General features: G+C 57.1%; 12 protein-coding genes. 7 read left to right on the top strand and 5 right to left on the bottom strand.

Going from position 1 to position 14,024, the window contains the following annotated elements; translation table 11 throughout:
* Positions 1–2: 2 nt before the first annotated feature.
* Both DV706_RS16635 and secY read left to right on the top strand, forming a co-directional pair.
* Positions 3–497, top strand: a complete 495-nt coding sequence (locus DV706_RS16635) for an uL15m family ribosomal protein (protein WP_006067775.1) — start codon at positions 3–5, stop codon at positions 495–497.
* A 2-nt stretch (positions 498–499) separates the two neighbouring features.
* Positions 500–1,960: a preprotein translocase subunit SecY gene (gene secY, locus DV706_RS16630; protein ID WP_136350754.1), complete on the top strand. Its 1,461-nt coding sequence runs from the start codon at positions 500–502 to the stop codon at positions 1,958–1,960.
* 730 nt (positions 1,961–2,690) lie between these two features.
* On the opposite strand, the gene DV706_RS16625 is transcribed toward secY, so the two are convergent.
* On the bottom strand, positions 2,691–2,951 hold the full coding sequence (locus DV706_RS16625; protein WP_006067778.1) for a cytochrome C oxidase subunit IV family protein: 261 nt from the start codon (positions 2,949–2,951) through the stop codon (positions 2,691–2,693).
* 374 nt (positions 2,952–3,325) lie between these two features.
* Here DV706_RS16625 and DV706_RS16620 point away from each other — a divergent pair, with 374 nt between their 5' ends.
* Both DV706_RS16620 and DV706_RS16615 read left to right on the top strand, forming a co-directional pair.
* Complete coding sequence (locus DV706_RS16620; RefSeq protein ID WP_049889994.1) at positions 3,326–3,553, top strand: hypothetical protein; 228 nt, start codon at positions 3,326–3,328, stop codon at positions 3,551–3,553.
* A gap of 229 nt (positions 3,554–3,782) precedes the next feature.
* Complete coding sequence (locus DV706_RS16615; protein WP_006067779.1) at positions 3,783–5,450, top strand: S8 family serine peptidase; 1,668 nt, start codon at positions 3,783–3,785, stop codon at positions 5,448–5,450.
* Positions 5,451–5,665: 215 nt separating this feature from the next.
* Here the strand turns inward: DV706_RS16615 and DV706_RS16610 are convergent, their stop codons facing one another.
* Together DV706_RS16610 and coxB are read right to left on the bottom strand one after the other, a co-directional pair.
* Entirely contained in the window at positions 5,666–8,146 is a 2,481-nt protein-coding gene (locus DV706_RS16610) for a cbb3-type cytochrome c oxidase subunit I (RefSeq protein ID WP_006067780.1), read from the bottom strand.
* Positions 8,146–9,183, bottom strand: a complete 1,038-nt coding sequence (gene coxB / locus DV706_RS16605) for a cytochrome c oxidase subunit II (RefSeq protein WP_006067781.1) — start codon at positions 9,181–9,183, stop codon at positions 8,146–8,148. Before coxB ends, DV706_RS16610 begins: the two co-directional genes overlap by 1 nt.
* Before the next feature lie 438 nt (positions 9,184–9,621).
* On the opposite strand from coxB, the gene DV706_RS16600 reads away from it, so the two are divergent.
* Positions 9,622–9,912: an amphi-Trp domain-containing protein gene (locus DV706_RS16600; RefSeq protein ID WP_006067782.1), complete on the top strand. Its 291-nt coding sequence runs from the start codon at positions 9,622–9,624 to the stop codon at positions 9,910–9,912.
* A 110-nt stretch (positions 9,913–10,022) separates the two neighbouring features.
* On the opposite strand, the gene DV706_RS16595 is transcribed toward DV706_RS16600, so the two are convergent.
* Positions 10,023–10,439: a hypothetical protein gene (locus DV706_RS16595; protein WP_006067783.1), complete on the bottom strand. Its 417-nt coding sequence runs from the start codon at positions 10,437–10,439 to the stop codon at positions 10,023–10,025.
* Positions 10,440–10,536: 97 nt separating this feature from the next.
* Between DV706_RS16595 and DV706_RS16590 the strand changes: the two genes are divergently transcribed.
* Positions 10,537–11,172, top strand: coding sequence for an adenylate kinase (locus DV706_RS16590; RefSeq protein ID WP_006067784.1), 636 nt, complete (start codon positions 10,537–10,539; stop codon positions 11,170–11,172).
* A gap of 27 nt (positions 11,173–11,199) precedes the next feature.
* Here DV706_RS16590 and DV706_RS16585 read toward each other — a convergent pair whose 3' ends face one another.
* Positions 11,200–12,741, bottom strand: coding sequence for a DUF7289 family protein (locus DV706_RS16585; protein WP_083902075.1), 1,542 nt, complete (start codon positions 12,739–12,741; stop codon positions 11,200–11,202).
* 229 nt (positions 12,742–12,970) lie between these two features.
* On the opposite strand from DV706_RS16585, the gene DV706_RS16580 reads away from it, so the two are divergent.
* Positions 12,971–13,924, top strand: coding sequence for a DUF106 domain-containing protein (locus DV706_RS16580; protein ID WP_006067786.1), 954 nt, complete (start codon positions 12,971–12,973; stop codon positions 13,922–13,924).
* The last annotated feature ends 100 nt before the right edge of the window (positions 13,925–14,024 follow it).

Below are 14,024 nucleotides of genomic sequence, written 5' to 3'. Positions count from 1 at the left end.
TCATGACGAGCAAAAAACGACGCCAGCGCGGATCGCGCACACACAGCGGCGGCACCCACAAGAATCGACGTGGTGCGGGCCATCGCGGTGGTCGCGGCCGTGCCGGGCGGAGCAAACACGAGTTCCACAACTACGAACCGAAAGGGAAACACGGCTTCAAACGGCCACAGGGCATCCGTAAAGATGTCGCAGAGATCGACGTCCAGAAACTCGACGAGGACGCAATTCTCTACGCCGCTGACGGCCAGGCCGAAGAAACCGACGACGGCTACAAACTCGACGCACGTGATATCGTCGAAGACGGCCACGAGGTCGACATCGTCAAGGTCCTTGGCTCCGGCCAGGTCCGCAACACACTCGAGGTGACGGCTGACGCCTTCTCCGCAGCTGCTGTGGAGAAACTCGAGAGTGCCGGCGGAGCGGCAGTTGTCTCGGAACGCGGCCAAGAGGCCGAGTCCGACGACGCTGAAGCCGAATCCGAACAGAACGAGGAATAACTATGGGATGGAAGGAAGCCGCTGAACCGGTCTTGACGCGGATGCCCGCGGTGCGCCGTCCAGAGGGGCACGTCCCCTTCAAGCGGAAGCTGGCGTGGACTGCCGGCATCCTCGTGTTGTACTTCTTCCTGACGAACATCTCGCTGCTCGGAAGTGCGGAAGGTGCAACCGACATCTTCGGCGAGTTCCGTTCGATCCTCGCCGGTGAGCAGGGATCGCTGATGCAGGTCGGTATCGGACCGATCGTCACCGCGAGCATCGTCTTGCAACTGCTCGGCGGTGCGAACCTGCTCGGTCTCGACACGGACGACCCACGAGACCAGGTGCTCTACCAAGGGCTGCAGAAGCTGCTTGTCGTCATCATGACGGCGCTGACTGCGCTCCCGATGGTGTTCGCCGGCGGCTTCCTGCCAGCTCAGCAGTCACTGACGCTTGGTGGCCTCGAGTTCGGCCACACACAGGTCCAGACGCTGATGTTCGCCCAGATCTTCGTTGGCGGAATCCTCATCCTGTATATGGACGAGGTCGTCAGCAAGTGGGGGATCGGCAGCGGGATTGGCCTGTTCATCATCGCCAGCGTGAGCCAGCGACTCGTCACTGGGTTCATCCAGCCCGATGCCGGCGGGTTCTTCTATGACTGGTACCGGATCATCACCGGGCAGGTCGAGATCGGCTCGATTGTTGCTGGTGACGGGCTGTACACGCTGTTGCTTCAGGACGGGCATATCATCGCCTTACTGACAACGCTGCTGATCTTCGGGATCGTCGTCTACGCGGAGTCGGTCCGCGTCGAGATCCCGCTCAGCCACGCCCGCGTCAAAGGTGCTCGCGGTCGCTTCCCGGTGAAGCTCATCTACGCGAGCGTCCTGCCGATGATCCTCGTCCGTGCGCTGCAAGCGAACATCCAGTTCATGGGCCAGATTCTGAACAGCCAGTGGGCTGGTATGCCCGCAGCGCTGGGAGCCTACAATGCTGACGGCCAGCCAACTGGTGGGTTCTTCTACTACTTTGCGCCCATCTACTCACCTGACGACTGGATGTGGTGGACGGGTGCCGTCACCCAGGAAGCGTGGCAGGTGCTGATCCGCATCTCGATCGACCTGACGTTCATGGTCATCGGTGGTGCGATCTTCGCCATCTTCTGGGTCGAAACCACCAACATGGGTCCCAAGGCCACCGCCCGACAGATCCAGAACTCCGGGATGCAGATCCCCGGCTTCCGGCAGAACGTCGGTGTCATCGAGAAGGTCATGGAGCGGTACATCCCGCAAGTGACTGTCATCGGTGGCGCGCTGGTCGGCTTGCTCGCCGTCTGGGCGAACATGCTCGGCACGATCGGTGGCGTTACCGGAACCGGCCTGCTGCTGGCAGTCTCCATCACGTACAAGCTGTACGAGGAGATCGCCGAGGAGCAGATGATGGAAATGCATCCGATGATGCGCGAGATGTTCGGCCGCGAGTAACGGCTCGAACCGCTCTGCGCGTTGTTTCTGTATTTTGCACCGACAGCGCTGCCTCTCCAACCGCAACTGGCGGGTATCGTAGCGCGTGCACTACTTGCTCCTTACTCGCACGCACGTTGATTTGACGGAGACCAAGAGACAATGTGTTGTTGTTGGCAACCTGGTCGAAGCCGTGGCTCTAGTCGCTGCGTGCCGAGACGAGTGTCTAGAGTAGATCGCCGCGCACGGACTTCGCTGAACGAACCAGTTCGACGTGCGGATGTAGACACTCTTCTGGCGAGCCGTTCAGTCGGCACACTCCCGTGTAGCGTCGACTCGAGGCCGTTCAAAGAGCGGTGAACGAGCGAGCAAGTCGTTGCCAACAGTGTACGGAGTGAAAATAGAGATTGGGAGTCACAGCAAGGAGTTGTCGACAGCAGCGAACACGGTCGCGGTTTGGGTCGCGACGATGGACCAGCTATCGTAACAACTGAAACGGTTTGCACACCGATCGCACAGCTGTCATGCGATCGGGTGCGCATGACGGTCAGTGGTTACGATAACGTTCGTCTGATCGGCATAGACGTGCTGGATGGGTTGTTCTGTCACACAGTGATAGTGATCTGGCGCGTGACAGCGAATACGCACTGGCGAGCGTAGTGAATCACGACAGAGCTGCCTCGAGTGCGGAAATCAGCTAGCGATCTTCTAATCGGATCTGCTGCAAAACTGAAGCGTTCGTCGGTCGACGTTACTGGATAGAGTAACCAGCTGCGACGGTCAGCAGGAACACCATGAACACGGCAACGATCATCATGTAGCTGATCGCCCGTGGCTCCTCCCGCAGGTGCTGGTAGTAGCCAGCAATCAGGAGCGACTTGATGACTGCGAGGACGACAGTCCCGCCGATCGCTAGCTGTTCTGAAATTCCTATTTCGAAAAAGACGAACTTGGCGGTCCCTAACACCAGCAGCACGACGTATATGAGGGTGTATGTGCGAACGTCAGCCATTGGTACACTATTCGAAAGTTGGCCACTTATACCTTCCTCATACGATCGATGGTACCGGCCGATACGTGTCCTGGACAAACCAATTCGTAAATGCAAACGGAGGCCAACGTGATAGCAATGAGTAGACGGTCGATGTTCGTTCGCCGGACAGGTACTGCGTAGGTATGCTCTTCTCACTCACTGTCGCGGTCAGTGTTGTTACTGCGAGCAACGCCGCGGTTGGTCTCTCAGAACATGGTGGTGAGGTGTCGATTCCGACGCGGCTTTCTCTCATGCTGGGGGATTGGTGTGGTGGGGATGTCGAGACTCCTGTCGACGTTTGTGACCGATCGTGCGCTCGTCGGCCGCTTTCACGACGAACTGGTTGGGCTCCAATGGGCGACTCGAGGCCGTTGCCTCGCTGGGAGGCGGCGTGGGAGGCCCTGAACCCACCTCAGAACCCGACCCAGTACGCTCTGACGTCGTGGTTTGGCTACGTGAAGCTGGTGGGCATCCTGCCAGGATCGCTCCTCGCCGTCTGGGCCACACACGTCATCTCGGTTCGACTCTCTTCGAACGCTCACACGCGATTAGAATCCAGCATCCGTTCGTCGCTGTCGTAGTTCTGGTTACGGTACTGTGTCTGTACCCCTTTGTAACTCCCTCGATGGAGCCCGTCTACGTCCCTATCTGACACCGTTCCCGTCCGCGCCCGGCAGTTCGGAGCCAGACACCCCACAGATCACCGTCTGCTTGAGTCTAGTGGAGTTACTGTCCGCTCGCTGATCCGCTCTGGCAGACGTTCATGGTTCTCGGAATGTCTTTATCGACTGACGACTCAGTAGACGTACTGTGGCGACTCGCTTTCCGTTCTCGAACGACGTCTGCAATCACCTTCTCACGCTCTTTTTCAGCTGTCTGTTGCTCATCACGATCCTTTCGGCACCAGCCCTCGCCGCGGCACCCGAGAGCACTGCGGTGTCCAGTGCGCATTCCCAGACCGACAGCCCGCTCAACATCGAAGAACTGAACAGTTCGGCGTCAGAAACGGTCGAGATCGTCGTCCGACTCGAGGAGGTGACGATTCCAGAAGCTGCGAGTGATGCTGACGCCGAGCAGTTGTTGACTGATCATGCCAACGAGACACAGGATCCGGTACTCGAGTACGCGGCTACAACGCCAGGGGTCAGTGTCGAAACGGAGTTCTGGCTAACGAACGCCGTGTTGCTCGAGGTTGATCCCGACCGGATAGAACTCGAGGCGCTCGAGTCAGTCACAGCAGTCGAAACAGTGCACAGAAATTTCGAACTGACCATCCCAGAGCCTCAGACAACGATACAGACGGGTGAAACGTCGTCGGCTGCGATTGGCACCGAGCCCCATCAGTCGACAGCTGGCATCGAACTTCTGAACGCACCCGCCGTCTGGGATGCGTACGAAACACGTGGCGACGGCGTTCGAGTCGCGGTTCTCGACACTGGGATCGACGCCACCCATCCAGATATCGATCTCTACACTGCCGATTCATCGGATCCAACCTATCCAGGCGGGTGGGCGGCGTTCGATGAGACGGGTGACAGAGTCGATGGCTCAACACCGTACGACTCGGGGGTCCATGGCACGCACGTTAGCGGGACTGTCGCTGGTGGCGGGGCAAGCGGTACCCAGATCGGTGTCGCACCGGACGTGGAGTTGCTCCACGGCCTCGTGTTGAACGAAACGAGCGGATCGTTCGCCCAACTCATCGCTGGTATGGAATGGGCACTCGAGGAGGACGCCGACGTCATCAATCTAAGTCTGGGGATGACCGGCACGTACAGCCAACTCGTTGATCCAGTCACACACGCCATCGAAAGTGGTGCCGTCGTCGTCGCAGCAGTTGGTAACGAGGGTGTAGACAGTTCCAGCTCGCCTGCCAACGTGTACGATGTGATCAGCGTCGGTGCCGTCCACGAAGACGGGACCGTCGCCTCATTCTCCGGCGGCGAACATCTCAATCGGTCCGAGTGGCACACGGCCCCGGAAACGTGGCCCACATCGTACGTCGTCCCAACCGCTGTGGCCCACGGTGTCGGAGTTACCAGCGCCGTTCCGGGTGGTGGCTACCAAGCACTGCCGGGAACATCGATGGCGACACCGCACGTCTCTGGAACGGTCGCGCTGTTGCTGTCGGTCGAACCCGATGCCACTCCCGACGCCGTTTCGACAGCGCTATCCGAAACAGCCTGGAAACCAGATGGGGCCATCACCCCACAGCGTACCACGACGATGGATACTCGCTACGGGTATGGAATTGTCGACGCGAAAGCCACAACAGATGCGATCGTTGCGGTCCACAGCGACATCGACACGTCAGTCACCGGTGAGACGGCCGAGACGGAAGCGACGGAGACGACGGCGACTCGAGAGACACCACCGTTTAGCAGGCTGGTAGCCGGGACAGCCGCACTGGTCGTGACGACGATCAGCGTCGCAACACTGCTTCTCGCGCGGTCGCTTGCCCGCGAGACAAAGCGGTAGCACGGAACGCAGTCTCGTCGCAACCAGCGTTTCGGTTGCTCCGACGTCGGCTCGAGAAACGGTCGTGTCGTGCTGGACAGTCTGTGTTCGAGCAGTAACGTTCTGTGTGACTGTCCTAGCACGGCATGCTACCTGGCGAACCGAGCGTTTCCAGCGGCTCTCCGTCGCCAGTCTCCTAAAAAAGTCGAAAATCGAATCCTGCGTAGCGGGGGCCGCTACATCAGGTAGAACAGTGGGAACAGGAAGACCCACACGATGTCGACGAAGTGCCAGTAGAGGCCGAAGAACTCGACTGGCCGGTGGTCCTCGAGGTAGGCATCGATGCTGATGATCCGGTAGATCATGAACACGGCGATGAGCAGCCCGAGGATCACGTGGAGTGCGTGCAAGCCGGTCGTGACGAAGTAGATGGAGTGCTCGAGACTGGTCCACCAGTACTCGCCAATCGAGAACTTGTAGGTGTACTCGTAGGCCTTGACGCTCATGAACACCAGTCCGAGTAGGAGCGTCGCACCCATCGCACCGAGCAGTCCTCGCTTGTTCTGTCGCTCAGCGAAGACAAGTGCAAGGATGACCGTGAAACTCGAGGTCAACAGCACGTAGGTGTTGAGCAGGCCGGGCCAAGAGGCGAACGGAATCGTCTCCCAGTTACCCCAGCCCATGTGGAGGCGCATGAAGACGAACGCGCCGATCGCGGCGCCGAAGACGACGACGTCAGATGCCAGGAACACCCAGACACCGAACTTCGTGTTGCCGACGCCACCGAACGGCCATCGTTCGGCGATCGGCATCTCGGGGGCGTTGAACTCCTCGACACCGAACTTGAACAGCGTGTACCCGAGGATCGCGACACCGAGTGCCGTAACGAGGGGGTAGATGATGTTCGTTTCGGCGCTGGTGCCAACGAGTGCATCTGGCGCCGTTCCGGTTCCTTCCGCAAACTCGATCATGTACGGTGTAAGTCCCGAGAGACCGAGGAAGAACACGAACATTCCCAGACCGATACCGAGTGGCCAGATGCTGGCGTGGTCGGCGTGTTCTTCTTCGTGGGAGGTCGTGGCTGTGGCTTCACCGTGAGCGGTTGCCACACCACCGTCAGTGGCTGCTTTCGAGTCGTCAACGAACTCGAGTCGGCCGCTTGCGTAGCTTGGCCGGTCAGACCAGTTCTCCAGCGGTGGAGGCGACGGAATCGCCCACTCGGCTGTACGGGAGAACTCCCATGGGTTGTCGGGTGCTTCAGGACCAGACACCCAGCTCTTTGCGAACGTGTAGAACATGATCAGGAACGACGCACCGAGGATGAATGCCCCAACGGTCGCGATCTGATGGTAGAGCTGCGCTCCCTCAGTGTAGTGGAAGACACGGCGTGGCGTCTCCCAGGCGAGGAACATCGGGAAGTACAGCATGTTGAATCCGATGAAGTAGACTGCGAAGTTGAGCTTTCCGAGGCGCTCGGAGTACATCTTGCCGCTGATCTTTGGCCACCAGTAGTAGAGGCCGGCGATCAGTGCAGTCACACCCGAGACCATCACGTAGTGGAAGTGAGCGACGACCCAGTAGGTGCCACGGAACTCGTAGTCAAGCACGACGGCACCGAGGAAGACCCCGGTAATACCGCCGAGGATGAACAAGACGAGTGCGCCGAGGCTGAACAGGAACGGGGTCGTGAATCGAACGCGTCCCTTGACCATCGTGTAGATCAGCGCGAAGACCATCAGGTCAAAGGGCAGTGAGATCCCGATCGTTGTCGCCATGAACAGCGTCTTGATCTCGAGGTTGATCGTCGTCAGGAACATGTGGTGCATCCAGACGAGGAACGACTGGACGGCCACCAACACCATAGAGATGATGACCCACTTGCGGCCAACGAGTCGTCGACCAGTGAACGTCTGGAACGTCTCGAACATGATCCCCAGTGCGGGGAAGAAGACGATGTACACCTCGGGGTGTCCGAAGAACCAGAACAGGTGGCCCCAGAGCAGCCCCGATCCCTGATCAGTCGCGAAGTACTGTGTCAGGAAGAGGCGATCGATCGACAACAACAGCAACGCAGCCAGCAGTGCTGCGAAGGCAAACAGCATCATCCAGACCGTCAGCAGCCACGACCACGTGAACATCGGCATGTTCCAGAGGCCAAGGCCTTCCGCACGAGATCGGTGGATGGTGACAAGGAAGTTCACCGTCCCGATCGTAATCGACATGACGAACAGTGTCAACGCGAGCACGGTCGAGTTACTTCCTGTCGTCGCCTCGAGTGCGGGCGTGTACGTTGGCACGTTCAGCGGGGCGTACATCGTCCAGCCACCGGAGAGCGAGCCACCCTGGAAGAACGAGAGGGCGATCAGGAGTCCCGAGAACAGGTAGAACCAGTAACTCAGGGCGTTCAATCGTGGGAAAGCAAGGTCATCTGCCCCGATCTGAAGCGGGACGAAGTAGTTTGCAAAGCCGGCTGCAAACGGTGAGAGGAACCAGAAGACCATCAACAGCCCGTGGGCCGAGACGGCCTGGTTGAACTCGTTACCCGTCAACAGACCGGTTCCACCGGCTTCCCACAGGTGGGCACGGAACACGAGCGCGAGAATCCCACCGAACAGGAGGAAGAACAATGCTGTCGCCAGATAGAGGATCCCGACGTCTTTGTGGTTTGTCGTGACAAGCCATCGCTTGACAGACGTCATTGGCGGAAGATCACTCATTAGTTCTCACCTCCGTCGTCGTCTTCATCGTCCGTTTCGTCGTCGTCAGCTTCGTTCTCGGTACCGTTTGCATCGTCATCGGTATCTTCGTCGGCATCACCAACCGTGTAGGTCTCGCTTGCTGGGTCAGTGATTCCGACGGTGTCTTCGATCGTTTCGAAGTCGTCGTCTTCGAACGTGATCGTCAGGTCGTATTCGCCGCCCTGTTCGATCTCGTCGATCGTGACCGAGCCGTCCTCGAAGTCGCTTGCATCACGAGTGTACTCGAGGTCAGCATCGTACTCGTCGTTGTCCTGGTGGACGATTTCGAGCTGGAAGTCCTCGTCGGTGACGTTCGTGATTGCTTCACCGTCTTCGGTCTCGATCGTGACGTCGAGTGTCAGCTGATCGTCGAGCCAGGTCTCGAACTCATCTTGCTCCATGACGTTGACGGTCCCAGTCATCTGGGTGTGGAAGTCACCGCAGAGTTCGAAACACTCGATTTCGTGTTGTGCACCGGCTTCCTCAGCCATGAACCACGTATCGTCGTACTCACCCGGGATCGCGTCCGCTTTCACGCGTAAATCAGAGATCCCGAAGGTGTGCCAGACGTCGCCTGACGTCACCTCGATTGCAACCGGCTGATCTGCAGGAACGTTCATCGTTCCAGTCGCTTCAGCACCATTTGCGTATTCGAAGTGCCAGGCGAACCCGTCGCCTTCGACGTCGATTTCGACTGGATCTTGATCGAACTCGTCGTCCGGGTCCTCGACGTACAGGAGCATCCCGTAGGTCCAGACAACCAGCGAAATGACGATAATAGCGCTGATTCCGAACGATAAGAATAGTTTCTTGCCGCCCTTTCCACCTGTCGGTAACTCCCCGAGTGTTGGCAGTGATTCGTCGTCTTTCCGTTCGTCGGTATCGCGGTATTTGTACGCGTTGTACAATGTGTATGCGACAACGACAACGCCGACGAGCGTACCGAGTGCGAGAAACACCATGAAGATGCCCTCGAATACGTCGACACGCGTGCCACGCTCACCCAACACCTGCATCGGGGTCGTAAGTGCGTTGTAGATTGTATTCACCTCTTTTGAAGACCGCTTATATGACGGTGGATGGTTGCTGGGTGCACTTATCTATTTGGAAACGATTTAGCCGACTGTCTCGCAGTCTGCCTATACCGTGATGTCTCGTTTCCACGCAGTGCCAGCCAACCATTGTTCACAGTCGTTCATCATTCACTTCGGCCCAGAGCCCTTTTTTCTATCGCTGTCTGTCGGAGATCGTACCAAAGATAATATATATCTCGCCTCGAAAAACGGCCGAAAGCGAACGTGTTCGTATCAAAAATGGATACCTGACGCGCCCGAGTATCGGATTGCCGTGCTACACTCCTCCGATCCGCTCGCGCGCGATACACAAACTTTCGTCTTCTCCCATTATATATGATCCAGCAGAAGCTTCTATACGACTCACACTAACTACTACGTATGCCAGAAGAGGTCCTTTTCAAGTTCGAACGGCAGATGGAACGCAACGAGATCGCTGACTACCTCCGGACTGTCGCTGACAGCCTCGAAAGCGGCGGTCCGATCTCCCTCGAAGCTGGTGGCGACTCAGTAACGATGACCCCGCCAGCACGTCCAACGTTTGAGATCAAAGCCGAGCGAGAAACCTCGAGTTCGGCCCCCGACAAGCCGGGTGAACTCGGCCTCGAGTTCGAACTCGAGTGGAAGGAGGGAGATCACGAATCCGACACCGGCGAGCTCTCGATCGAGTAGTCATTGAAACGGAGTGGGCAGTCGCTGGTCACACTCGAATGCCAGCGACTCTATAGCAGCCACTGTTGCAAGCCAATCGTGTGATCAGCGACTGTGTCGATCAGTGATGGCTACAGTTCGACGACCCAGATTCGAACATCGGCTGGGAGATCGTAGACTTGCTGAACGATCGCATCGAGACACTGGGCGATCCGATTTGGATCCGCTTTCGCACTGATCTGGACGTTGACGCCCTCGGCGTCTTCAGGACGATGGATCTCGTCGATTTTGAACGCTGGGAACTCACCCAGAACGGATTTGAGTGTCTCGAGTTCGTCGTCAGTGCAGTCGAGGTTGATCGTCCCATCGCCGAACTGTAGCCACGGCACGCCGAGTGCTGGGTCGGGGCCGTCGGAGTCGCTGTCATCGAGTGCCGTCTCGTCGACCTCGAGCGTCAAAAATCCGCTTCCGCGGTTGCGGTGGGCAGTGATAGCGTCGACGTACAGTTTTCGTCGCTCGGCAGGGTCAGCTGCGTCGAAACGCGTCATACGAAACTGGATGGGCTCGCTTCTTTAAGCTGTTATGTGACAGCGATGACGTACACATTTCTTTAAGCCTTTATGGGAGGGTGGTGAACGGTGGGATATGGCACAGCCACGAATTCTGATCCTGGGTGCACCCGGGGCAGGAAAGGGGACCCAGAGCGCAAAGATCATCGAGGAGTTCGACGTCGACCACATCACCACCGGTGACGCACTCCGTTCGAACAAGGACATGGACATCTCCGACATGGACACGGAGTACGACACGCCACGCGAATACATGGATCAGGGCGAACTCGTCCCCGACGCAGTCGTCAACGCCATCGTCGACGAAGCGCTGAACCAGGCCGACGGCTTCGTGCTCGACGGCTACCCACGAAATCTCGAGCAGGCCGAGGAGCTGCAGGACATGACCGACTTGGACGTCGCACTCTACCTCGACGTCAGCGAGGAGGAACTCATCCACCGACTGACCGGCCGCCGGATGGATCCCGAGACGGGCGACATCTACCACGTCGAGTACAACCCACCGGAGGACCCCGAGGTCGAAGAACGCCTCGAGCAGCGCGACGACGACACCGAGGAAACGGTGAAAGAACGACTGCGCGTGTTCCGCGAGAACACCGAGCCCGTGATCGAGTATTATGAGGATGAGGGTGTGCTCGAGCGCGTCGACGGCGAGCAGGCACCGGACGAGGTCTGGGAGGAAGTGAAGGCGACGATCGAAGACGCGGCGTAAACTCAGCGACGCAGTTTTTCGCGGGCGTTAGTTCCCTTCGACGTCGACCTTGTGTTCGGCGACGTTGAGGTAGGTTAGCTGTGGTGGTAGCGTGTAGCCATCAGGATAGATATCGATCTCCGCATCTTCAAGGCTTTCATCATATTCGAAATTAACCTCGTTCCCGCCTTGATAATAAACCGAGGAAACATAGAGACCACCATAATAACTTGGATTAGAATGCAAACATGCTTGTTGCCAAGAACATCTTCCATCATCCGTTCCAGAGTAATTATTACTTGGAGCATATATGAGTCCTTCAAAACCACCACCTGTCATTTTAAATGAGGTTTCTGACGTCCCGTATACCTGGAACCGTTCAGCATCAAGATCCTCCCCAACTGTAGATGGTCCAACACCACCTCCTTCAACAGAAATATTTTCTGTCAAATATAATCGCACTACGTGATCATTTCCTTCAGTTCCATTGACTAAAAGTCCTTCCTCGTCATCGTAATTATTATTTCCATCTATTTCGATGCTCCCATCGAGTATTATTGTTACGTTCCCATGAGAGACGTCAATTTGTGAATAATCTCCATCAATATCTATGTTATCAGCAAAATATGTTCCATTTGGAGAGTCCGTGTGTGTTAGTGTTTCTCCACCATCTATCGACCATGGTTTATCAGAGGACACCCAATATTCTGATGAGTTTTTATCATCAACTAAATCATCAATGACATCATCAAGTTCTTGCATCGAATGATGTCTAACTTTGAAGTCTGTTTCATTAATATCTACGTTACCATCTTCGCCAGGTGGTTCGGAAACCGTTATTCCTGAGTCGAAAACCGCTTCGCCTTCGATATAGCCGAACTCTGCAGTTACCGTCCCACGATTATCGTCATGTACTTCGACGTTCTGAACGGTCGTGGCACCACCCTGCTGCTTAAAATACGCTTCCCAACCACGGTAGTACTCGCTTTCGACCTCTATCGTCACGGTATCGTTCTCAACGAGACTCGCCTCCTGTAGCGGATTGGTTTTGTGGTGTGAGACGTGGATGTTTCCGGAGTCAAGCTGTGCCTCGTCTCGAGTCTTGATAATCGGAAACGAGAGCGCCTCGGAGTCCGCGTCATAATTGATCGGTGGTGCCGAGACGACCCGTGTCTCGTTGCCCGTTTCTCGGAAGACGCCGCCAGCCTGATAGGCGATTTTGGTCCCGTCGTCGCCGGTGTACTCTATCGCGCCGATTGGAATCGTTTTGTTGACGTCACCGCCCTCGATAGTGAGGTTACCCGTATTACTCATCACGACAGCGCCGTCTTCTCCGGCGTCGATATCCATCGAGCGCGAAACGTCATCGTCTGACGACGCCGTTTCCATCTGCTGGCTCAACTCGACGAACGAATTCTCGACGCGGTCGTGTTCGGACTCCTGCTCAACATCAGTCAACATGTCACTAGCAACGAGAAAAATTCCGAGACTCCCAATCGCGACCATGCCGATTAGAAGCACGATCCCGATTAGCGTCGATTGCGCCCTCCCCGACAACATCGTTGTTTCGGTCCCGCGTGGTACGCTCATGTATTCTGTTTCGATAGTCACCATATTAATATAATCGGTCAATCCAACATGTTACGAATAGCCAGATCCAGTGATTTCGCGTTTCTCTCCTTGTTTGGAAGGGGTTCTCTCTCGAGTCAACCAGAATAGTTTTTGAGCTGTCATGTGGCTACGAGGCCAAGACAGCAGGCGATCGGCTGACAACCGAAGATAAACACTTGTATACCGAACGTGCCCTAGTCCCAGGCAGATGACTCGTACAGCGGAGAAGATCAACGACCTCGTTCGTGAGGATTCCTCGATGGGCGACGCCCTCGAGGCGATCCGCGAGGAAGCCGACAGGAACGGGGGCGAGGTCCAGTGGGCCGACGTCAACGACGACCTGTCGAGTGGACAATGGGGTCGACTGATTGAAAAGGGCGTACTGGTCGACGGCGACGAGGGATTCGAAATCGCCGATCGTGAGGCCTACGACGAGGCTCTCGACGGTGACGGTGACGGTGGGAGCTTCGACACCGATGTCGATATCGATGCCGAGGAATCCCAGTGGTCACAGTGGGACAAACTGGCAGGTGTGGGTGCACTCCTGTTGATGTTTGGCTACTGGATCGAGTCCGTCCGGGATACAGTGGGTGGCGCGCTCGATATGTTCCTGGGGCCGCTTGATGCCGCGCTGCCGTTTTATGCGGTCATTCTCTCTGTGGCGTTGCTGACCGGACTGTACTCGACGCTGCTGCAGGCGAACCTGATGAACCCCGAAATCATGGGCAAGTATCAGGAGCGGATGAAATCGATGCAGGACAAACAAAAGGACGTCCGCGAGCGCAAGGAGGAAGCCGAGGAACGCGGCGCCAGCGACGCTGAACTCGAGCGCCTTGAGGAGGAACTCGAGGAGGTTCGCGAAGAGCAGATGGAGGCCATGGCGGAGAACCTCGGGATGTTCAAAGAGCAGTTCCGACCGATGGTCTGGATCATGCTGTTTACCATCCCACTGTTCCTCTGGATGTACTGGAAGATCCACGGCGTGGGGATCGGAAGCGCCGAAGCGACGATCATCATGCCGATCGTCGGCGAGACGAGCTGGAGTTCAGGACTGCTCGGACCGATGCCGGCCTGGATCCTCTGGTACTTCCTCTGTTCGATGGGCTTTACGCAGCTGCTGCGCAAGGCACTGAACATCGATATGACGCCGTCGACGGCCTGAGATCGGATTTAGCATCCGACTGGCGAGGCCTTCGTTTTCCGTTTCAAATCGCTGCAGATAGCAATCGGCTCGACTGCAAGCCGAGCTATCAAGCCAGTGT

Source organism: Natronorubrum bangense (assembly GCF_004799645.1).
In the GTDB taxonomy this organism is placed as follows: domain Archaea; phylum Halobacteriota; class Halobacteria; order Halobacteriales; family Natrialbaceae; genus Natronorubrum; species Natronorubrum bangense.
The sequence above is the reverse complement of the archived record's forward strand: the minus strand, read 5'-3'. Positions and strand labels throughout refer to the sequence as shown.